This is a genomic window from Maricaulis sp. (genome assembly GCF_034670125.1).
Classification (GTDB): domain Bacteria; phylum Pseudomonadota; class Alphaproteobacteria; order Caulobacterales; family Maricaulaceae; genus Maricaulis.
This window is the reverse complement of record NZ_JAXMOC010000001.1, coordinates 179,788-200,627: the sequence shown is the minus strand read 5'-3', so window position 1 is coordinate 200,627 and position 20,840 is coordinate 179,788. Positions and strand designations below refer to the sequence as shown.

At 58.5% G+C, this 20,840-nt stretch carries 18 protein-coding genes; 4 read left to right on the top strand and 14 right to left on the bottom strand.

What is annotated here, in order from left to right:
• Positions 1–444: 444 nt before the first annotated feature.
• The 8 genes from VOI18_RS00690 to VOI18_RS00655 form a co-directional block, all read right to left on the bottom strand.
• On the bottom strand, positions 445–2,178 hold the full coding sequence (locus VOI18_RS00690; RefSeq protein WP_323760503.1) for a recombinase family protein: 1,734 nt from the start codon (positions 2,176–2,178) through the stop codon (positions 445–447).
• Positions 2,178–2,615 (bottom strand): DUF2924 domain-containing protein, encoded by a 438-nt coding sequence (locus VOI18_RS00685; RefSeq protein ID WP_323760502.1) that lies wholly within the window; start codon positions 2,613–2,615, stop codon positions 2,178–2,180. The genes VOI18_RS00690 and VOI18_RS00685 overlap by 1 nt, the downstream gene beginning before the upstream one ends.
• Positions 2,615–3,088, bottom strand: coding sequence for a DUF3489 domain-containing protein (locus VOI18_RS00680; protein WP_323760501.1), 474 nt, complete (start codon positions 3,086–3,088; stop codon positions 2,615–2,617). Before VOI18_RS00680 ends, VOI18_RS00685 begins: the two co-directional genes overlap by 1 nt.
• Positions 3,089–3,305: 217 nt before the next feature.
• Entirely contained in the window at positions 3,306–3,803 is a 498-nt protein-coding gene (locus tag VOI18_RS00675; protein WP_323760500.1) for a DUF5681 domain-containing protein, read from the bottom strand.
• The gene (locus VOI18_RS00670) at positions 3,800–5,110 is read right to left on the bottom strand and encodes a DNA methyltransferase (RefSeq protein WP_323760499.1); all 1,311 of its coding nucleotides are present in this window, start codon (positions 5,108–5,110) and stop codon (positions 3,800–3,802) included. Before VOI18_RS00670 ends, VOI18_RS00675 begins: the two co-directional genes overlap by 4 nt.
• Positions 5,107–5,334: a hypothetical protein gene (locus VOI18_RS00665; RefSeq protein ID WP_323760498.1), complete on the bottom strand. Its 228-nt coding sequence runs from the start codon at positions 5,332–5,334 to the stop codon at positions 5,107–5,109. Before VOI18_RS00665 ends, VOI18_RS00670 begins: the two co-directional genes overlap by 4 nt.
• 92 nt (positions 5,335–5,426) lie before the next feature.
• Positions 5,427–6,134, bottom strand: a complete 708-nt coding sequence (locus VOI18_RS00660; protein WP_323760497.1) for a hypothetical protein — start codon at positions 6,132–6,134, stop codon at positions 5,427–5,429.
• Positions 6,135–6,368: 234 nt separating this feature from the next.
• Positions 6,369–6,863, bottom strand: a complete 495-nt coding sequence (locus tag VOI18_RS00655; protein WP_323760496.1) for a hypothetical protein — start codon at positions 6,861–6,863, stop codon at positions 6,369–6,371.
• Between the two features lie 96 nt (positions 6,864–6,959).
• Here VOI18_RS00655 and VOI18_RS00650 point away from each other — a divergent pair, with 96 nt between their 5' ends.
• The 4 genes from VOI18_RS00650 to VOI18_RS00635 all read left to right on the top strand — a co-directional run bounded on the left by VOI18_RS00650 (position 6,960) and on the right by VOI18_RS00635 (position 11,590).
• Positions 6,960–7,163 (top strand): helix-turn-helix transcriptional regulator, encoded by a 204-nt coding sequence (locus VOI18_RS00650; RefSeq protein ID WP_323760495.1) that lies wholly within the window; start codon positions 6,960–6,962, stop codon positions 7,161–7,163.
• 252 nt (positions 7,164–7,415) lie between these two features.
• The gene (locus VOI18_RS00645) at positions 7,416–7,616 is read left to right on the top strand and encodes a hypothetical protein (RefSeq protein WP_323760494.1); all 201 of its coding nucleotides are present in this window, start codon (positions 7,416–7,418) and stop codon (positions 7,614–7,616) included.
• Positions 7,613–10,078, top strand: coding sequence for an AAA family ATPase (locus VOI18_RS00640; RefSeq protein WP_323760493.1), 2,466 nt, complete (start codon positions 7,613–7,615; stop codon positions 10,076–10,078). Before VOI18_RS00645 ends, VOI18_RS00640 begins: the two co-directional genes overlap by 4 nt.
• A gap of 174 nt (positions 10,079–10,252) precedes the next feature.
• Complete coding sequence (locus tag VOI18_RS00635) at positions 10,253–11,590, top strand: MvaI/BcnI family restriction endonuclease (protein WP_323760492.1); 1,338 nt, start codon at positions 10,253–10,255, stop codon at positions 11,588–11,590.
• On the opposite strand, the gene VOI18_RS00630 is transcribed toward VOI18_RS00635, so the two are convergent.
• From VOI18_RS00630 to VOI18_RS00605, 6 genes are all read right to left on the bottom strand, one after another.
• On the bottom strand, positions 11,587–12,042 hold the full coding sequence (locus VOI18_RS00630; protein WP_323760491.1) for a very short patch repair endonuclease: 456 nt from the start codon (positions 12,040–12,042) through the stop codon (positions 11,587–11,589). The genes VOI18_RS00635 and VOI18_RS00630 overlap by 4 nt on opposite strands.
• Positions 12,039–13,319, bottom strand: coding sequence for a DNA (cytosine-5-)-methyltransferase (dcm, locus tag VOI18_RS00625; RefSeq protein ID WP_323760490.1), 1,281 nt, complete (start codon positions 13,317–13,319; stop codon positions 12,039–12,041). The genes VOI18_RS00630 and dcm overlap by 4 nt, the downstream gene beginning before the upstream one ends.
• 215 nt (positions 13,320–13,534) lie before the next feature.
• Complete coding sequence (locus tag VOI18_RS00620) at positions 13,535–15,625, bottom strand: AIPR family protein (protein WP_323760489.1); 2,091 nt, start codon at positions 15,623–15,625, stop codon at positions 13,535–13,537.
• The gene (locus VOI18_RS00615) at positions 15,618–16,595 is read right to left on the bottom strand and encodes a PD-(D/E)XK motif protein (protein ID WP_323760488.1); all 978 of its coding nucleotides are present in this window, start codon (positions 16,593–16,595) and stop codon (positions 15,618–15,620) included. The genes VOI18_RS00620 and VOI18_RS00615 overlap by 8 nt, the downstream gene beginning before the upstream one ends.
• Positions 16,588–19,353: a Z1 domain-containing protein gene (locus tag VOI18_RS00610; protein ID WP_323760487.1), complete on the bottom strand. Its 2,766-nt coding sequence runs from the start codon at positions 19,351–19,353 to the stop codon at positions 16,588–16,590. The genes VOI18_RS00615 and VOI18_RS00610 overlap by 8 nt, the downstream gene beginning before the upstream one ends.
• A complete protein-coding gene (locus VOI18_RS00605) occupies positions 19,350–20,819 on the bottom strand; it encodes an ATP-binding protein (RefSeq protein ID WP_323760486.1) in 1,470 nt (489 codons plus the stop codon). The genes VOI18_RS00610 and VOI18_RS00605 overlap by 4 nt, the downstream gene beginning before the upstream one ends.
• Positions 20,820–20,840: the final 21 nt, after the last annotated feature.

Sequence of the window (20,840 nt, the reverse complement as noted above, 5' to 3'; positions counted from 1 at the left end):
GCCTTGGTCGGACAACTCCGCCATCCCTGGCAGGGAGACCGAAGCGAACCTGCAAGACGGGGTGCGCGATCCTTGTCTTCCAGAGACCACCTCGCACCAAACTCCGACTACCGCCACATATCTTCCTGAAAGAGTTAGACAAAACGGCGCCGCGCAATTTCCGCGGTGTCTCCGCGCCTTCGCGGAATTTTCCCTGCATGGAGACTTGGGTGTCTCGGCGATCCAGGCGCGATATGGCCCACCGGTCTCTGTCCGGGCTTTCGAGCAGATCGGGTAGGGCGATTTCCCTGTATTCCCCGGATCGCAGGGAATTTGGCGCAAAATAGCCCCATATTCCCGATATAGGGAGGAATTAAACACGACAATTCAGTGGGTTGTGAGGCGTTTCCCTGCGCCCAATAACAGGGAATTGGCTTTCCCTGTTACCGGCAAGAACAGGGAAAATTATTTCGCCGAACAGGGAATTTTGCCGTCGATAAATCCAAGCGTTCTGGCCTGCTCATTCCAGTCGAGCGCAATGGGGTGGGTCAGGAGATATTGCAGTGTCAGCTCGGGCGGCTGACGACCGTTGAGGATGGCGGCGGTTATCTCCGGAGAGAGGAAAGCCAGGCGGATGCGTTGCCTCACTGGACTGTCAGTCCATCCATAACGCCGGCCGATCGCGGCCAGGGAGATCCCGCGCCGGGTTTCTGACATCCACTGTCGGGCCTTGGCGATGGCGTTGATCAGCGTCTGGTCGGGCGCGCGCTCGAACTGACCGGTGACGATCTTGATCTCGACACCTCGCCGGCGCAGCTCAAAGCCGGTCTCGATCCGCAGCTTGTCGGGGTCGATTGAATCGGGAGCAATCCCGAGCGCGCTTGCCATGCCCGTGCCCGAGAGCTGAATGGTAAGATGTCGAGGCGCGATCAAGACCCGCTCCACAAGCGCCCGGACCAGCTCGCCGTCGCGGGCGCGCAGCCGGTCATGGACGCTGCGCATACCGTCTTGCGCCCTGTAAAGCGCGATGGGATCGGCATCGTGAAAGATCGTATCGCCGGCTTCGGCGAGGTGATCCGCGATCGCGCCACAAACTGCCCGCTCCAGCTTGAGGGCGGGCAGACGCCAGCCGGAGGGGTCATCCTTGCTACCTTGCATCAGGCGTCGTGAGACATAGTAGCGAATGCGCTTGTGCCCGGTTTGTGTTGCCCGCCGAGAGTGGCTGGGCGTCAACCGGTCACCCGCCTCATCGTAGAGCTTGCCGGCCAGCAGTGACTTGGCATCAGGCTGTTTGAGTTTCCGGGTGATCGGGTCTCGCACCCGCGGCCGGGCCGCGTGGGCCTGGAGCTTGTCCTGAACCCGGCTCCAGAGCTCGTCGCTGATGATTGCCTCGTGCTGGCCGTCATGGACCAGATGCTTGTGCCGGATGCGCCCGACATAGATCGGATTGGTCAGGATATTGTGGACCGCGCCGTGCGACAGGACCGCGCCACCAAATTCGCGGCCTGACGCGAACACCCGGTGCTTGGACCGGATGCCCTGGTCCCTGGCCTTGGCGGCAACGGCAGAGAGGCATTCGTGCTCATCATAAAGCGCGAAGAGCGTGCTGATGTGTTCCGCCTCGGCAGGATTGATCACCAGGCCCCTGACCTTCGGGTCGGGATCGACATCGTATCCCATGGGCACCATACCGCCCATCCACAGACCCTTCTTCTTGGAGGCCGCGATCTTGTCGCGAATGCGCTCGGATGTGACCTCGCGTTCAAACTGGGCAAAGGACAAAAGCACGTTCAAGGTCAGCCGGCCCATCGAGGTCGAGGTGTTGAAGGCCTGGGTGACCGAGACGAAGGAGCAGTTGGCGGCATCGAGCCGATCGATCAGGCGGGAGAAGTCCGCGAGGGAACGGGTCAGCCGGTCGATCTTGTAGACCACGATCATGTCGACACGGCCGGCATCCACGTCCGCCATGAGCCGCTGGATACCTGGGCGTTCCAGCGTGCCGCCGGAGATGCCGCCATCATCATAGCGCTCCGGAACCATCTTCCAGCCTTCCGCCTTCTGGCTGGCGATATAGGCGGCGCAGGCTTCGAACTGGGCATCGAGCGAGTTGAATTCCTGATCCAGGCCTTCCTCGGATGATTTGCGGGTGTAGATCGCGCAGCGGATCGTGCGGCGATCGCCGCTTGAGGGCGTTTCCATCACGCGGCTTTCTTGCGGGTGATGAGGCCGAAGAAGCGCGGCCCGGACCAGTGGGTGCCGGTTATCGTCCTGGCGATGGCGGAAAGGGAGGCGTATGTCTCCTCCTTGTACCGATAGCCCTCTTCAACAACATCAACCCGGTGGGTGACGCCATTCCATGTTCGCATGAGCTGCGCGCCGGGTTTGAGCTTGGGGGCGCAGGGCTTGGGTGTTTCGCCAGCGGCCATGGAAAGCAGGCGCTTTTCGAGGCGCGGGCTGATCCCGCCCCTGGCGTCGGCCTGAAGGTCATAGGCCACAAGGCGGGCGAGGAAGGCCTGGCTGAGACCGCGCGGGGGCTTGCTCGCAAAGCTCGCCATCCAGATCGCCACCAGCTCGTCGCGTGCCTTGTCCAAGAGACCTTCAAGATCGATCTCGATCTTGCGATTGCGCCGAGCCATCAGGCCGCCTCGACGAGTTTGTAGCGCGAGGACCGGCTTCCTTCGAACGGGGGCAGTTTGTCGATCTCGTAGCCGGATTTCTTTAGCCCGGTCAGCGCCGCCCGCGTCGTATGGGGGAGCCAGTCGAGTGCGGTGGCCAGGTCGGGCACGGTGGCGCCGGTGTCGGATTTCAGGAGCGCGACCAGGCGGGACTTTTTGGTTGGCGGGGCGCCAGGCTCCTTCGCCGCGGGCTTGGGCGTCTTCTGATCCGCTATCGTGGGCGGCGCATTGGTCAGGGCCGCCTTGCCGACCTCGGTGAGCGCGATCGCCTTGCCGGTCCTGGTGACAAAACCCCGGCTGGAGAGGTGTTCGAGATGGGAACTGAGTGCCGGCCCCGCGGCCGGAAGGCCTGAGAGTTGGTCAATCGGGATCGGGCCGTCCTTACCGCTGAGCGCGTCGAGAATAGTGATATGGGCTTTGGTGAGTTTGGACATGATGGGTCTCCGGTGTGGCCGCCGCGCGGGATGCGCGGGGCCGCACTGGGACGAGCCCGGAACCTCTCGATCAGGTCCAGCCGGGCGTGGCCACCATGCATGCTCGGGTCGCGGGCCAAGTCCAGTCTCCAGATACACGCCGGCCCGCCCTGGGGAGCAGGACGGGCCGCGGCGATGTCACTATCATTGTTCTGTTTGCCGCCCTGGGGCGTAAGGCCTAGAGGCCCGGGTCGTCGTCAGTTTCCCCTTCCTCGTTCGGCTCATAGCCTGGCCAGGACTCCGTGACGATTGCCTTTCCGTCCTTCTCTACCAGGGTCCGCTCGCCTGCCGTCGTGAGACCTTCCTCCCGGCCCATGCCAGGATCCACGAGCAGAATCTTGATGTCGCCTCTGGTTCTGGCCTTCCTGTCACGACGTGCTTCCTCCTCGGCGTGTTGAGCTGCAAGCTGGTGCACCTTCTCGAACGCCTTGGCATCGCCTTTCATGGCCTTTTCCATAAGTCGCCGGGCCATCAATTCATTGCCTGTCATCTTGACGGACTTCCCGTTCATCTGGACGGTCCGCTTTTCATCAAGCAGGTCTGCCATGTGGGCGGCCACGTCCTTGGGCTGCTTTTTCGGCCGGCCTCGCGGATTTCCACTCTGTCCCTTCTTGAAGCGCGTGGCCTCCGGCGGCTTGCCATATCCAATATCGTAGTCGGCAGAATCCTTGCTCATTCCAGACCCTCCCACTCAAGACGGATCTCGCTCACTAACGAAAAACGCTCGCTGGTTTGCTCAAGACGAGCGTCCTCACCCGTTGCCGCTTCAAAACGCCGGATGATGAGGTCGCAATAGCGCGGATCCAGTTCGATCAATCTTGCCGACCGGCCGCATCCCTCAGCGGCCAGAAGCGTTGAGCCGGACCCTCCGAACGGATCAAGCACCAGACCTTCCAGCGGCGTCACATCCTTGATCGCATCAGCCACCATGGTGGTCGGCTTGACGGTCGGGTGCATCGCCAACTCGTCTCGCCGGCCTGCTACCCCTGGATAGTCCCAGACATTGGTCCGGTTGCGGCCAAACCTGCCCAGCTGGACATTATTCGTGTGCCGGCCGCCGCGCTTGGCAAACACCGCGACAAGCTCATGTTTGGACCGATAGAGCGATCCCATGCCGCCCACCTCCTTGTTCCAGACGCAGATGTTCTTCAGCTCACCAATCTCGCCCTCGCCAGCAGCCACAAGCTCGCAGATATGACGCCAGTCCATGCAGGCAAACGTGATTCCGCCAGGTCTCAGGGCAGCGCTGATGCGCGCGGCCATGGTCTGGAGAAAGCCCGAGAATTCCGCATCAGTCATCTCACCCGACGCCATGACGAACTCGTCGTGAGTCTTCTTTCCCAGCCCGCTGACATGTCCGGCGATCGGCACGTTGTACGGCGGATCGGTGAAGCAGGTGTCCACGACTTCATCGCCCAGCACCGCGGCGTAAGTCGCCCCATCAAGCGCATCGCCGCACACCAACCGATGCCGGCCCAGATGCCAGACATCGCCAAGCCTGGTGACCGCCGTCCCGTCGTCTGGCGGCGGCACCTCCTCGGCCTCCTCCGGCGTCTCTTCACCGGCCAGGATCACATCGATCTCGCCAGTCTCGAAACCGATCGTCTCGATCTGGAAATCCAGATCCATCTCGATCAGCCCGCCGATCTCCAGTTTCAGGAGTTCATCATCCCAGCCGGCCGTCTCGGCCAGACGATTATCCGCAATGACGTAAGCGCGCTGCTGCGCGTCGCTCATCCCGGACAGCCGCATCACCGGAACCTCTTTCAGGTCAAGAGACTTTGCGGCCTCCAGACGGCCATGTCCGGCAATGATATCAAGCTCGTCACTGACCAGGATCGGGTTAGTCCAGCCAAATGCCTGGATACTGGCCGCGACCTGCTCGATCTGACGTTTCGAATGAGTGCGAGGATTATTCGAGTAGGCCTTGAGTGCGCGAATCGACACCGTTTCCACGCGCAGGTCTCGGATCGGAGCAGTCATGATGCGCCTCCGAAGACAGGAAGCACGGTACGAATGTCGATGAGATGGACCATCTCAACGATGTCTTCGCCGAATGACCTGATCGTCTCGCCAGATGCCCAGTGAACGATTGAATAGACCCACCCTTGGGTGAGCTGTCCTGTTCGCTCGTCCTGGAAGAAAACAAGGTCGCTGCGGAAGTGATGGTAGCCGGCCGGAAGTGGCGGCGGCTTGTATAAAGGCATTGAAGCCCCCTTTTTGGGTTTCAGGAGGCTCCCAACTGAACGATGATGCTCAACGGGTGTAGCGACGAAAGGGTCCCATCAGGCTCAAGCAGCTACTTTCGGCTTTTCACAAACGCGTCGACGTGGCGGCGAACGGCAGACCCCAAGTGGTCGCCGGAGAGCGCCGAGATCACTTCGGTTACCCAGATGCCGGCCGGCGAAGTAGAGGTTGAGCTGTATTCGTTGTGCGACGAGTTCCAGCTGGTGACCGTTGTACCGGTGCTCCTTTCCCAGAGCTCGCAGAGGCAATCCACCGCCCATTCAAGCGTGTCGGACCGAGGGCGCCCGTGCCCTTTCGCCGGTACACCGGCCCTGGTCAGCCGCGGCGTATCAATCCTGATTAGAGCATCTTCGGCTGCAGCGCAGAGGGTCTCGGTCGTCAGATGCCCTTCAAGATAGGCCTCCGTTGCTGATTGCCCGTGGGCAAGTTCTGGGGGCGGCGGGATCAACCAGAGCACATCCAGCAAGGCTGCCTCGGCTCGACTGTTAAGCCGGAGCGCAGCGTCAGTGCCAGGGCGCTTGAGAAATCCAAGCAACCCGTCCTTGGCTTCCCTGATCGTGAAAGCTTCGGTGCCTTGGCTATGCCCGCCCAGCATAGACATTGCGATGTGGCGAAGCTCGGCGGCGGCGACGTCTCGATCGATCTGACCCCCAATCTCGCAAAGGCGATCCAGCCAGACGGGGACTTTGGCAACCAGCTGGCTGACGTCAATCGGCTCTACCCCGTCTTCGCCGGTTCGAGGGGCTCTGGGTCTGGTCATCGGGCAGGTTTCCTTTCCTGCGCCGGATCCTCAGTTTTTAGCGGTGTCGGTCAACTATTGTTTGGGCCGCTCTGATCAGTGCCATCGCTGCCTCAGTACGCCTGATCAAAGGCGCCAGAGAATTGGGAAGGGGCCCCGTCTGGTGTTCGACGGTCAGCGTGGCTGCGTCTTCCAGTTCGCCCGTCGCCTGCGCGGCGAGATGATGAAAGAGATCAATCTCATCCGGGGATGCTGTCACGCCTCGATTGCCGCGATGAGGGCATCCGCGACCTGCGCCATGTGGTGCAGGCGGTAAGGTGTGTACCGATCCTTGCTCGTCGGGCGGTGATTGGGAACCAGGCTCATTTTGCGTTTGCCCATATTGGCGACGGTCTGCACCGTTCCGGAGGGCATCAGCCACGCGCTCTCAAGCTTGGCATTTTGGCCATCGATCGCAACCGCCAGCAGGTAAAGGCCCGGATCATCGCGCCAGGTTGATATCCCGACATCAAACTGGACCGTTTGTGGCCGCGTTTCATCCTGGAAGGTCCAGCTCTTGATCTGCAGGCCGATCGCGCGGTGTGTGACTTTGTCGTGGACCATCACGTCGATACCGTCAGCGTCGACAAGCGGCACATAGCTCGATAGTCGCCCCTTTGATGCGATCATCAACTGGCAGGCCACAAGGATTTCTGCGGCTGTTCCAAGCTGGCCGGACGTGGGCCGTGTGTATGTCGGTTGAGCTTGCATGACATGCACACAAAGGCTTGGGCCCGAGGGGAAGTCAACGCAAAAAGAGACTCATAGTCTGTAGCCCGAAAGTATGCGCCGGTGTCCGATCCGCGCATGGAAATTCGCCAGCGGCTCGCCAACAATATGCGCAAATTCAGGCGCGAAAAAGGGTGGTCCCAAGAGGAGCTGGCCCACCAGGCCGGCGTGCATCGCACCTACATCTCAGGCGTTGAGCGACTTGTGCGGAACCCGACCATCACCATTGTGGGGCGAATAGCGGATGCGCTTGGAGTGCCTGTAGGCGACTTGGTGGACTGAGGTCCGCTTTGGCGCAAGAGCGGACTTCATCCAACGAGCCGACGACGAACAAGGCCGCCGCAAGAGAGGACGTTAGCCTCCTCCGGGTTTGAGCAAATTGTCTTAGGACCGAATCAGAAATTGGTTTCTTGGAGACCTCCCGCTGCCGAATTGAATTCGACCGGAAGTAGACACCGCCTCATATACAATTACTCTGCCACCCGACATGAGGCCCCCCCTGGGGTCGCCGTTCGTAGGATGAGAGAAATCGCGATGGCAGCGAACACAAACGAACCACTTTCGCCGACCGTAACCAAAGTACTCGACCGGTATCTTGCAGCTCTCCACGCTGATGATGATATCGATAACGAATTGGCTGATCGGTTGGATGCCCTATTGCGAAAAGGCAAGGTGCCTAAGCTCGATGATATCAACGCGGCCTTTTTCACGCCGGCGGAAGGGGACAATTCGTGATCCGCATCAAGACCCTTCATATCGAAGAATTTCGAGGGATCAGGGAGCTTGATCTTGACCTTACCGGCGAGAATTTCGGGATTTGCGGCCCGAACGGCACCGGCAAGAGTGGTGTTGTCGATGCGATTGAGTTTTGCCTGACGGGCAATGTTACAAGGCTGTCCGGGCAGGGCCAGGGCGAACTAAGTGTCAAAGCGCATGCGCCCCATGTCGATCAGAGCAAAACCCCCGAGAAGGCTAAAGTCACTATAACTGCCGTCGCCCCTACGTTGGGAAAGGAGGTCACGATAACGCGATCGGTCAAGAACGCACGTGCTGTAGAAATCGTGCCCGCTGACGCTCAGATCGAAGCGATCATTGGCGAGCTGCAATCACATCCGGAATTCGCTCTTTCCCGGCGCGAGATCGCTAAATACGTCGTAACTCCGCCCGCGCAACGCTCGACAGATGTCCAGAACCTGCTGCGCCTCGATTACATCGGCGAACTGCGCAAGTCGTTTGTCACATATGCGAACAAGCGCAAGTCAGACGCCCATGAAGCGGAGCGCGCGCGCAACACTGCCGAAGTCGAACTCAGGACCGCCCTTGGCCTGGATAACCTCAACTGGGAAAAGGTGCTCGAAAATGCCAACCAACAGCGCGGCGTTCTTGGCTTGCCGGCTCTGACCGAACTCACTCCCAAAACGTCATTCAAGGAAGGCGCAGCAAAAAAGGACGGCGAGGATAACAAGCCTAGTATCGCCAAGGGTGTCGCACTTGCCGATCTCGCCGCGTTGGCTACCTCTGTCGAGGCGGGTGAGCCGGGGGACCTGAAAGAGCACCGGGAAAGCGTGCTTGCTGATCTGAAAAAGCTACAGGAAGACGAAAAGGCGCTGTCGCTGGCGCGGGCGCACGGCTTTGTCACCACAGGTCTTGAATTGGTCGCCGACGATGTGTGTCCGCTTTGCGATAAACCGTGGGACGCCGATGAGCTGCGCAATCACCTGAAAGCAAAGCTTTTGAGCGCCGAAGCGATGGGCACCTTGCTCGAAAACCTTGGCAAGGCGATCGGTGCTGTCATGGGCGGCCTCGAAGAACGTGGCACTGCCATCAAGAAAGCCGCAGATTACGCCGCCAAGCTTGATCCAGCCGTGCCAGCCGCGGAGTTCCATGCCCTCGCCAAGGCCCTCGAAGATGCCAAGGCCGCGCTCAAAGCGTTCCAGGACGACCATTCCCAGATTGAAGGGGCGATTGCCGCTATCCAGGAAAAATGGTGGGAATTGCCAGAGGACGCGCAGGCGCGGCTCGATGAAACGCAAAAGGGTGTAACGGCGCTTCCTGATAGTTCAGCCAAGGACAAGGCGATTGATTTCCTCGCCGTCCTTCAGGATCGGTACGAGAGGCTGTTGGCGACGAGTAAAACAGCCAAGGCGATGGCATCGAGGAGCTCCACGGCGCACAAAGTCCGCGACCACTACAACACCGTCTCCAACAAAGTCCTTGAAGACATCTACGAAGCTGTCGCCAAGGAGTTCACGGAATTCTACAAGGCGATCAACGCTGATGAAGGCGCTTTCATCGGCGAGCTGAAAGCCAAACCCGCCAAGCTCAGCTTCAATGTCGATTTCTATGGCAGGGGGACATTCCCGCCCGGCGCCTATCACAGCGAAGGGCATCAGGACGGGATGGGGCTTTGCCTTTACCTTGCCCTTATGAAGCACACGCTCGGCGATAAGTTCACTTTCGCCGTGCTCGACGATGTATTGATGTCGGTCGATACAGGCCATCGCCGTGAAGTGTGCCGGCTGCTCAAGACGAAATTCCCGGGCACGCAGTTCATCCTGACCACGCACGACCGGGTCTGGCTCCAGTACATGAAGACCGAAGGGCTGATTAAGGGCGGCCAGTTCTTCGGCGGCTGGAAGGTCGAGACAGGGCCGCGAATATGGGACGACACGGATATCTGGACGGAGATCGTGGCAGCTCTTGATAAGGACGACGTGCCCCGCGCCGCCGCGCTGCTGCGCCGGTATCTCGAATATGTTTCTGCTGTGCTGGCGGATAATTTACGTGCGCAAGTCGAGTACCGCGGCGATGCCAATTACGATCTGGGCGACCTTATGCCATCGACGCTGAACCGGTGGCGTGACCGACTGGGCAGCGGCATTAAGTCGGCAGCGCACTGGGGCCATTATCAGGCCAAGGCCGAGCTTGAGGCGCAGTTGGACGAAGCCAAGGCGCTGATCCAGAAAACCAATGCCGAGCAGTGGGCTATCAATAAGTCCGTGCATTTCAACGAATGGGAAAACTTCACCAAAGTCGAATTCCAGGAGGTGTCCGACGCCTTCAAGGCCCTGCTCGACCATATCCGTTGTCCGAACCCTCAATGTGGCGGCTACCCCTATCTAACGCCACGCAAGGGCTCATCGGAACAACTTCGATGCAATTGTGGAACGATCAACGCCAATCTTAAAATGAAGTAGCACGGCGGGGCTTCCTCGGACCCTTGACGCTTCCAAGTTTGACAGTGATTTTCATGGCAAAAGAACCAGCGCTGAGGTCCGCTTCCGGGATAAACCGGCCTCGCGCGTGCACCCGTATTGTCTGTGTTTTCGGGGGGCTTGTGCTCAACAATCGGCTCCCCGATATTGCAGCCCATGGGCATTGCAACTCTCGGTGAATTCAAGGACCTGTTCCGGCGCGCAGGCGTCAGGACTGTCTACGTCAAACACCTCGCGACAAAGCAGGATAATGAGAAGAACCAGGTCGTCCTGGCTTCGGAAATGAACGGGCTGGTCAACCTGTTTCCGGCGCGAATGGCGTTGAGGGCAGCGAGCCAGAGCCGCATGAAGCGAAACTCGTCTGCCGGGCGGCCAATTGCCGAGGCCAGTCTTTACTTTTTCTGGATGGACCGGACCGGTGCGCGGTTTCATGCGCCGCGGACGCGCCTCATCGAGTACTTCCAGTATCCGGAGGTCCGGCTCTCCGGCTTTCTCGACCGGTGCCAATGGGCGCCGGACGCGATACGCCGTGACAGGCAGGCGACGTTCGGACAGCGCATTCTCGCGATGGGTGCGAACTCCGCGGGTGAAGTCGTCGGTCTGCTCCTGACGGAAACCGAGGATGCGCTTGTCGCAGACTTCCCCGATTTGTCCCCGTCAGGTGTTTCCGGTGTGCTGGGTGTGCTCTCAACCACAATCGGAGCGACAACGGCCCCGCGAGAGCTGCTGATCTCGGACCTGCGCGGCATTGTGGCGTCCGGCTGGCACCCCTCCGTCCGGAACAAGGGCGGCAAGATTGTGCCTTTCAGCGGGAACCAGGGAGCTGGTTACACCCTGGAAGCCGCGCTTGGCGTCGAGACGAATGCGCTCAAGGCTCCCGATATCCACGGCTATGAGGTCAAGTCCTACCGCGGAAGCAAAATCAGTCTCATGACGCCGACAGCGGACTGTGGCGCTGAGGGGGAGATGGGGTTCCGCGACTTCATGAACGAGTTCGCAAAGCCATCGACAAAGGGAGACGGGTCAGCCCGGTTCGTGGGGCTCTTTCGGGCGGGCAGGCTCAACAAGACTCATGGACTTGTTCTCGGTGTTGCCGGGTATGACCCCGAGACCGACCAGTTCTCGGCCGCGCCGGAGGACGTTCGCGTCGAGCTCAAACACCACGAGACCGGCAGGCTGGTGTCGGGCTGGTCGCTGGAGAAACTCGCCAATTCCTGGAATTCGAAGCACGCAGCAGCTGTCTATGTCCGGGCTGAGGCGCGGGCAGCGTCCAAGGGCGACGAGTACCGCTTTTTACAGCCATGGCTGATGTGCGAGGGTACCGATATCTGGCGGCTCCTGCGGGCAATTGCTGTCGGTCGCGTTTATTACGACCCGGCCCATACCATCTATCCGGACGGAAGCGCGAAGGTACGGCCGCAGTGGAGGGTAGGAACCTCGAAGTTCGAGGAAAGCCTTCGCGAATTGTACGCCCGGGTTAAAGCGGTCAGCTAGCGTGTGCCACGGATCTCGACCGCCTGATGACCGCTTTCAAGCCAGCTGCAGAGCTGGTCTGAAACGACATCAACCGTAAGTCGCCCCGGGCCTTTGAGGGCGCACTCCCAGACCCGCGCCGTGCGCCACCCGAGTTGATTCAGATCGCCCAGTGCGCGTTGGTCTCTGGCCCTGTTGCCCTCGATCTTTTCCCGCCAGAATTCCTGCCGCGTGGACGGCCACTTGAACAGGTGGCAATCATGCCCGTGCCAGAAACACCCGTTTACGAAAACCGCTGCTGCGTACTTTGAAAGGACGATGTCCGGCTTTCCGGGCAGCCCCTTCCTGTGCAGGCGAAAACGGTAGCCCCGCGCGTGAAGGGCGGACCGGATCACAAGCTCCGGCCGGGTATTCTTGCCCCTGATCCCGGACATCATCCGGCTGCGCGTAGCCTTGTCGACGACGTCGTTCACTCCGCGGCGTCAGCGTCGGCAAACAGCGGGCCGGCATCTGACTGGTCCATGATGGCCGCCATGATGAAGGGTTTCATCTTGATTGCGATGTCCTCGATCACCGGAACGGCAACCGCGTTGCCGAACTGTTTGTAGGCACGCGTATCGGAGACCGGAATTTTCATGGGCGGGTGGCCCGGTTGGTCAAAGCCCATGAGTCGAGCACATTCACGCGGCGTCAGCCGGCGCGGGTTGCGGCCCTCCTGTGCGATGAGGATCTCGCTGCCGTCCTTGTAGTAACGCGCCGACAGGGTGCGGGCGGTGTCCTCCGGTCCGCACAGTCCGAAACCGAATCCATTCCCCTTGGCCCGGTGCTTCTCGGCATAGCCCTGGAGATAGTTCCAGAGCTTGTCCGACAGGGTGTACTTCGGATTGACGAAGCTTGCCTCGTTGGCGCCGGCTTCCTCGACGGGGAGGGTGAATTGCTCTTCAGGCGTTTCATCCGGTGAGTGGAGGATCGAATCCAGCCTCGGGCCGGTCTTGGGATCGCGGAAGCTCAGTTTCGAGATGTCGAAGCGGCATTCCTCGCGGAAACCGACGATGAAAATCCGTTCGCGATGCTGGGGCACATAACCCTTGGCGTCGATCACAACGGTGGAGACGTGATAACCGAGATCGTTTTCCAGGGCGCCCTTGATTGTCGCGAAGGTATCGCCGCGATTATGGCTCTTCAGGTTCTTGACGTTCTCGAGGAGGAATGCGGCCGGGCGTTTTGCTTTCAGGATCCGCAGCACGTCGAAGAAGAGCGTCCCCTGGGCCTTGTCCATGAATCCATGCTGGCGACCCAGCGAGTTCTTCTTGGATACGCCCGCGATCGAGAACGGCTGGCAGGGAAAGCCTGCGAGCAGGACGTCGTGATCGGGAATCTCGTCGGCCTCGATCTCGGTGATGTCGCCCCGGATCTCATGGTCATCATCCGGATAGTTGGCCTTGTATGTCTTCTGTGCGTAGGTGTCCCATTCACTGGTGAACACACATTTGCCGCCTGCGGCGTTGAAACCGCGCCGGATGCCGCCGATGCCCGCGAAGAGGTCGATGAATCGGAAATCAAAGTCGTCGGGTCCGCGATCCTCGCGAACGAACATGCTCTGCAATTCCTTCACGAAGATCGGGTTCGGAGCGACCTCGCCACTCTCCCAGCGATAGACGGTTTTGGGCGTGACGTTGAAATGGCTGGCGGTCGCTTCAACGGACATGCCAGCTTTCTCGCGGCATTCACGGAACTGGGTAGAGGTCATGGCGATTCTCTGGGACATTTTCTGACAATATGGGGTAAAATAACCCAGAGATTTGTCGCGTCAACCCGGATGTTCTTTTTATGTTCTGGTTATGTGTGGCGGGTGCTTGGTTGCGCCAATTATTTTAGCGAGCAGGCACAGTGTTGACCGGTCTTTCGCTCCGGTTTGACAAAGATCGGGAATTCTCGACGGGGCCCAGAGTAGCTCTCAAACCCTCAAGCCCCCTCCATTCCGCCAATGTCGACACCTCGATCACGGAGGCGCTCGAAGAGGTTTTGCAGGGAATTGCTCTCCGATTTCGTGAGTGAGAGATTGCCCCTTCCGAGCTTGCCGAGGGCCCGCGTCGATAGCGGAGAAAGCATGCGGTAGCGCCGCGCAATGGTTTCGATCGTGCCTGCCTGCCCCACCAGACCGAGGAGCTGTCTTTCGAATTCGATCTCAAGATCAATCTTGCGCTCCGCGCGCCCTGTCTTGCGGGCCTCATCAATTGCTTCAAGTGAAACGATAGCATCGCCCAGATCGTCAGGTATATCGAAATCCGAACCTTGAACACGGGCCCAGCAGCCCTGGGTCTTGGCGTATTCACTGACGTTGGTCACGCCGGGTGGCGGGGACTTCAAGATGGCTGCGACCCGCGGAGCGATCGCCGAGAAAACGTCCTGCAGAGCCGCTGGCACCGCCTGTTTTTTCCAGATCTGCTCCAGATCGATGGCTTGTGAATTGCTCTCGGACAGGTGCTCCACAGTCCACGCTATTGTGTAGGTGACAATGTTGGCTTTGTAGCCTCTGTCTTCCTGGTACCAGGAAGACAGTCCGACCATCTTGTCGACCCAGCGGAACGCAATCGCCCGCGCAACGCTCCAGCGAAAGAAGCGGTCGTTGTACTCGGCGGCACCCTTCTCCCATTTCTTCGAAATCTCCTTCGCGAACTCCAGAAAGCACTTTTGCGCGCCGCGGCTCACGACGTGAGGCTGGGCCCGGAATGTAAGATGGAACTTAGCGAGGTCTGTTTTCTGGAAAACCTGCGAACGTGGGAACTCTGCTTCAAACCGGCGTTTCTCCGCCGGGGTTCTTGAAGCCTGCTCATTGCGGTACTGCCCGCGTGCCCTTTCATAGAACCACTTGCTGCCTGCGAAGGCTCCTTCGGCTGCGGGCGCCGTCATACGGCGCGACATCTTTTGCATCTCGATATGGAATGGATGGCTGGAGAAGAAGTCCGCCTCACTGATCCGGTTTTGAGTGTTGGCGAAGCGCGAGATGAGCGGGACGACTTCATCCACCCTCTCCGGCTGCACCACGGAGAGCTTCATCTGAACGAACACTTTCGACAAGTCTGCTTTCTGCTTGTCCTTCGCATAGAGAAGCGAGGCAGTCGTCTGACCGCCGTTGACGATTTGCAGGTCCTCGATCTTCGTTATGGCACGACCGTGCTCCGGGGTCTCCGAGACGTCTACTGCGGTGGCTGTCGCTGTGATGCCGTTGTTGTAGGCGAAGAACATCTCCGGTTCGTCGCTGGCAGTGGTGATGATGCCCTTGTTCGCCTTTGTCCTTGCCTGGAGAAAGGTACGGACGTTTTGCTCCATGAGGCGGGCCCCATAGATACCGTATATGCGAGCCAGCAAGTCTCCGGGAACAACAATCAGGTAGGATTCGTATTCTCCATCACCCGCGTGGGCATTGAGGCAGGGAAGTGGTTTGTCGCCATTCAATTCCGCCACATCAAGCTCGACCGGCTCCACACCCCCCTGAGCTCTCTGGATATCGTGGTAGCGCAGGAAGTCGATAACGTTGAATGTGATGGGAACCCCGAAAACCTCGCCTGCTTCGACGGATTTCTTGCGGGTTGCGAGACGGGCATTGGAGAAGAGCACGCAACGTACACGCTTAATGACGTCTCGATTCTGAGCTATCTGGTTTGCGACTTCGAATGCGGCGCTTGTTTCTTCGAGGGATCTGACGAAATCAGTATCGATCGCACACTCAAGGAACCTCTTGGCCCTGTTGAACAGTTGCTGCATCCGCTCTGCGTTCAGGGTGTCGATGTCGCGGTCATGCCGGAAATCGCAGATGGCGACATGCAGCTCCCCACGATCACGGTCAAACGCATACCCATCAATCTGATATGGCTTGCTGCCATCACGCTTCACCGGCGTATAAATCAGATCTGCGCAATCTCCATTTTCCGATGCCAGCGCGCCATAAAGCTGAAAGAAAGCCGCATGCTGGGGTTCACCCGAGGCCCCTGCCTCCAGAATAAGGTCTTCCCAGAATTCGTCGAATGCGGTCTCGTTGGCAGCCTCAAGCACTGAAAACCCTTTCGTCAAGCCATTCGTCTGATCGTTGGAATTCTCGGCAGAAATCTAGCATTATCTGATATCTGACCCGCTCAATGCCTGTCTGCATGTTCCCGGGCACCAGCCGCGGAAAGTCGTTCTCGATCTCGAAAATTGTTCGGGTCACTGGTTCCCACGCCTCTTCATCATACTCCGAGCGCTCCTGGTAACCCGCGGCAAGCAAGCCAGCCTCGAGAAAGTCGATTGCGACCGGGCTTGCAGTCTCCAGCGTCGACCTGATATCGGCGACGTGTTCGTTGAGCGTAAGGCTGTTGGGACTTGCCCGTTCTGTCGAAGCGATCGTCTGATGAACGACAATTATCGGACCGGACGTCGTATCCAGCTGAGCCTCGGATGAAATCTTCAACGCCTGGTCTGCGGTGGACAATTGTGTCTTTGTTTCGACGATCGTATCGCCTATCGCAAAATCCTGTTCGTCTCCATAAGGGCCGCGCCAGCTGCGCAGGGCGGCGTCGGCGTCATCGAACTGATTTAGAACTTCCCGCAAGAAAACCAGCTCACCAACGAGACCAATAATCTGCTGTCGCGAAAGCAACTTGGTTTTTCGTCTCTGGAAGAGCTCCTGCCAGCGCCGCATTCTCTTCACGATCAGGAATGCTCCTGTGGAGTTGGCGCGAAAATCCAGCTTTCGAGTGCCCTGCAGGAGATCTTCGCATAGCGACTTGAAGAGGGTTTCTTGCTCCACGTCGACAAGCCTTAGAACAAGCGCTGAGGTGCCGTGTCGGTCTGCGCGACAGAGCATCTCCACGCCTGCCAGGCTTGGGAGCCCTTCGAGGCTCTCCTTGAGACCCTCCAGAAACAGGATGTATTTCCCATCTGCTTCACGTCCCAGAAAAAGATCGAGAGGGTGATCCGGATCACAACGTTTGAAGTTGAGATCGTTGCCTTTTGGCTTCGTTATCTCTGCCCAGATTTCAATCATCGTTACCTCCGCTCAATGCCTCTTCGTCATCGTCGCGCGCTTCATCCAGATCGTCTGCCATGGATTTCAACCAGACCTTGTTGACGTGATAGGTCTTGGCTCGGACAGTTTTTTGCGTTCCGGGAAGACAGAAGCTGAGAGACACCGAGATTTCACCACGCAGGGTCCCGTCGGCGTGTTCGCCCGACCCTCGCTCTTCGCCCGCCCTGAAGAGATGAATCAACAGCAGGGGACGATCCCGTTCGAGACAAAAAGCACGATCACCCTTCAGGTGGGTGTTTTCGTCCTTTGCCCTTTCGGCCGCACTGACATGCTCCTTGGTAAGGAGCAAGCTCGCGTCTTTTGGATCCGCTATTCGGTTACGGAAGCCGTACGGCCTGTAAAGTGTTAGATCCCGCTCGGAGTCCGTGGGGTATGGGCGCGTTCGGATCGCACGAGCTTCCCCGCAGAGTTCATAGCGCGGGTTCTCCGGCCGCGATAACCGCTGCGCGTCCAGCAGTGGCACGACAACATCCCACTCTTCGAGTTCCCCATCTATGCGGTCCGAAAGATAATCGATTGCAAGAGAGCGCCTTCCCTCAATCTGACCAAGGACAGTTTGCTTGATCGGGAAATCGAAAACTTCAAGAAGCTCTATCACTGCCCGACCCGACACGCCTTTCCAGGTCAAGTGCTTCGCCCTTTGGCCAGCAATTTCCGGATCGGGATCCTCTGTTGCATCGACAGGATGCCCCAGCCCCTCGATGAAACTCACCACGGTGTCCAGATGATGCCTGTTCGTTGCGGCATCGTCCTTGAGGGTGTGTCCCTCGATGTGCTTGCCTGACAGGTCTGCTGCAAACTCTCTTTTCTCCGAGGCTCGCATCTTGTTGCCTGCGGTTACTGCGATACCGGTTTCGCTGCGCCGGACCTTCAAACCGAACTGCTCGGGCGTCTCGTTCCGGGCTCGCATCCTCTTCACCTCGGACCGCAACTCTTCGATCGCATCCGCAATGTAGTCATAATGCTCGAGGGACCGCCTCGGCAGGTAAAGACGGCATAGGTCCTCAAATTCTGGCCTGTACCCGAACCAGCGAGCCATCTGCATCAAGGTGTCAGACGCAGCGGTGTTTCTCAGAATGTAGGAAACGCACAACCCCTCAAGTGTGAGGCCGCGAGACAGCGCTAGGCCGCCAATTGCGATAATATGAAGTCCCGTGTCCTTGTTCGCCGAATAATCAAGTGCACCGCCCTTCATGTTGACGGTCCGCGTCTCGATCGGCCGCGACGCATCTATGAACACCTTCAGGACATCATCGAAGCTGTACTCCAGCGACGGATATTCCTCGCCAAAGGTTGCCGCAAGGGCAGCAATATCGGGATCATCCAGAGCCCGTTTTCCGAGGCCTGCATTGACGCGAATGGCTTTCTTGAGGCGTTCAGAGTAGGCGTATACAAGTCCGAGAACTTGCTCCTGCATCGCATTGAAGCGACTGACATTGATCATCATGGAGCAATGCTTCTTCCCGTCACCTCGCAAAACGCGGATCGCTCGCGCAAGAAAAAAGACACGAATGGCTTTGAGGAGGGTTTCCGGGAGCGTTGTAAGGGGGGCCCCGTTCTTGTGTTTCAGTGGAAGAACGTCTTGATAGTCATCCACCACTCGAACCATCGTTTCCGCTAGGTCGCCATCACCGAACACCCGGTGCGCTCCGACATAGTTGTTCGGCGCATCAAGCGCCTTGATGAAGTGTTTGGGAAAGAGGTCGTCTCCGAACATCTCATCTTCAGTCGATGGATCAATGAAGATGTTGGCAAACGGTGTCGCGGTGTAGCCGATGTAGGTTGATCGATTGAACTTATCGAGGATGCCCCTGATAGCTCCATTGATTGCGGTGACCTTGCCAGCATCCTTCGTTGTGTTGATGGAGGCATTGTCTGCCTCGTCGTCGATGAGCAGCAACGGATGATCGATCCCGGCCCCGTGCATCTGGCTGTCGAGCCATGCAGATAGGTTCTCCAGGGTCGACACGTTTTTCTTCATCACGAAGATGATCGGCTCCTTCAGCGCTGAAATGGTGACGCCGTAGTCCGAGTTTTCTTTCTTGAAGTCACGGTCGCGTGATGTCCCGTATGCTGGAAAGCGTTTCGGTCCATCACCAAAATCAGCAAGTGACAATGTCTCTTCAAATGCGGCGTGGAAAAGGGATTTCTTGCCAATAAAGGTTTCGTCAATCCGCTCCTGGGTCTGCGCGCGCAATGAGTTCGTCATGCCTGCCAGGAGAATAATGATCTTGTATCCCGTGTCGGCTGCCTTTGTGATCAATGCGGAATAGTTCGTGGTCTTTCCAGATTGGACGTGACCAATGACCATCCCGCGTCGCCTCCAGTGCCCTTCCGTCTGCGGATCCCCACAATAGTCGAGAACCTCGTCCGTGACCTGGTCTAGCGTTGAGACGACGTTGGGCGGCAGATTGCCACCGTCGAGATAGTAGCTCTGCAGCCTGTTCCAGTAGTAGAAATTCGTGACTGGTGCCCTCTCCGCCAGCCAGGGACGGTGGTCGGCGAGTACCGCGGTCCCCATTCCCTGAGTGACCGAAAACGTACTTTCGAACTTTCGTATGATCAGATGGCGTTCTTCGTCCGAGAACGGGAAGGGCGAACCGTCAACCACTTCTTCAATTCCGCCCTCCGGAATTGCTTGCCGGGTCCGCAGGTCTTCGGAAAATCTGCGGAAGAGTTCCGCTCGCAGATAAACTATGCGTGGATCGTCCATCATGCCTTGAAGTCCCATTCATCCAGTTTGTGCTCAACGAAATCCCAGTGCGCCTGGAATGGTTCCGTGCACTCGAGCATCTTTCGTGTCTTCGAGACATCGCCATTCGCCTGAGCCAACAACCTGGGAGCGATCACGCCCAGCTGCCGTTCGATCTCAGCCGGTGACATCACCGACTGACTGATGTCGTCACTTCTCGTCAGTGAGTCGTCGGCAAATGCGGATACGGGAAAGTTTTGCTCGATCTGCCTGAGCGCGGCCCTGGCAAGCGGCGCCGTTTCGGGATCAAGGCTGGAAATCAGCGCCGCTATTGTCGGGTGCTCCAGATTGATCTCGTACCGGATTTCATTGTTGCGAGAGTAGCGCTTCCAAACGGCCTGGGTTGTGGGAGAATCGATGCGCCCGCCGCGTTGCCGATAGGTCCTCCCTGACTTCTTCTTTATCCCGTTCACGATCTGACGAAGACGCGTCCGAAGGAGTGCGGGAAGTTGTGCATCGCTCTTGTCGACCGTGATCTTCCACATGTCATCCATGGAGTTCGGGATGTCGACGCTTATTCGAACCAGCTGTGACAGTTCCCCGAACTTGGCGAGGCGAAACCAAGTTCCATGAATGATCAATCGATCGTTCCTGTAGACGTAGAACCCCTGATTTCGAAGGAACCCATCTTGTCCTCCCAGCTTTTCGTGCTCTTGGGGGCGCAATTTGGAAAAATGTGGCAGCACGTAAGGTTGGATCGTGACTGTGCTTCCATCAATGCGAAGTGGTTCAGCCTCGAGGTGCTGGGTCGCTTCGTGCCCTCGATAGAATGGGTCATAGGCCGCAAGTACTGTTCCGTTGATCGAGAGGGAAAGCCGCGGCCTGCGTTTGGCCAACCCTTCAAGAAATCGGTGGAACACCAGGGCAAGCTGATCAGCGGTTTGATCGATGGCGTCGTTGAAATCCTCGGGAGAAATCGAGCCGTTTTCGGAAAGCCGGTCACATTTCTCCCAGATGACTGACGTTCCGCTCGTTGCTTCATCCAGACCGTGGTCAATGGCGTCGAAATCTTCGGCCGACAGGATACCCATCTTCCACTCGTCAAGGTCTTCGAGATCCCAAACGGCACCTGAGAGCGCGCCATCTTGCTTGGATACGACCGTCAGGCGCTTGCACTGTGAAAAAGACGCCGACTTCAGGCCCCACCCGAACCGTCCGAGATCGTCCGGCAAGCGCTCGTCCGCGGGGTTTGTGGAGGCTGGTCGCATGGCGTTCTGGAGGTCTCCGCCGGACATGCCGCAACCATTGTCCGTAACTCGAACCTCGGGGTTTCCTCCATTGAACAGGCATTGAACAGCGACTTCGGACGCCTCGGCCTTGATGCTGTTGTCGATCAGGTCGGCGAGTGCCGCCGCAAGATCGTAGTTTCCAAAGCTTCGTGCCGACATCATCAATGATGCAGCGTCTGGAGGATTGTTTATGAATTTCATCGATGCGCCCGAATTCAGAAA

Coding starts and splice junctions, on each gene's coding strand:
- VOI18_RS00605 (WP_323760486.1), bottom strand. CDS start 20,819: ATGAAATTCATAAACAATCCTCCAGACGCTGCATCATTGATGATGTCG.
- VOI18_RS00645 (WP_323760494.1), top strand. CDS start 7,416: ATGGCAGCGAACACAAACGAACCACTTTCGCCGACCGTAACCAAAGTA.
- VOI18_RS00610 (WP_323760487.1), bottom strand. CDS start 19,353: ATGATGGACGATCCACGCATAGTTTATCTGCGAGCGGAACTCTTCCGC.
- VOI18_RS00665 (WP_323760498.1), bottom strand. CDS start 5,334: ATGCCTTTATACAAGCCGCCGCCACTTCCGGCCGGCTACCATCACTTC.
- VOI18_RS00615 (WP_323760488.1), bottom strand. CDS start 16,595: ATGATTGAAATCTGGGCAGAGATAACGAAGCCAAAAGGCAACGATCTC.
- VOI18_RS00675 (WP_323760500.1), bottom strand. CDS start 3,803: ATGAGCAAGGATTCTGCCGACTACGATATTGGATATGGCAAGCCGCCG.
- VOI18_RS00635 (WP_323760492.1), top strand. CDS start 10,253: ATGGGCATTGCAACTCTCGGTGAATTCAAGGACCTGTTCCGGCGCGCA.
- VOI18_RS00660 (WP_323760497.1), bottom strand. CDS start 6,134: ATGACCAGACCCAGAGCCCCTCGAACCGGCGAAGACGGGGTAGAGCCG.
- VOI18_RS00655 (WP_323760496.1), bottom strand. CDS start 6,863: ATGCAAGCTCAACCGACATACACACGGCCCACGTCCGGCCAGCTTGGA.
- dcm (WP_323760490.1), bottom strand. CDS start 13,319: ATGACCTCTACCCAGTTCCGTGAATGCCGCGAGAAAGCTGGCATGTCC.
- VOI18_RS00680 (WP_323760501.1), bottom strand. CDS start 3,088: ATGTCCAAACTCACCAAAGCCCATATCACTATTCTCGACGCGCTCAGC.
- VOI18_RS00670 (WP_323760499.1), bottom strand. CDS start 5,110: ATGACTGCTCCGATCCGAGACCTGCGCGTGGAAACGGTGTCGATTCGC.
- VOI18_RS00690 (WP_323760503.1), bottom strand. CDS start 2,178: ATGGAAACGCCCTCAAGCGGCGATCGCCGCACGATCCGCTGCGCGATC.
- VOI18_RS00685 (WP_323760502.1), bottom strand. CDS start 2,615: ATGGCTCGGCGCAATCGCAAGATCGAGATCGATCTTGAAGGTCTCTTG.
- VOI18_RS00650 (WP_323760495.1), top strand. CDS start 6,960: ATGGAAATTCGCCAGCGGCTCGCCAACAATATGCGCAAATTCAGGCGC.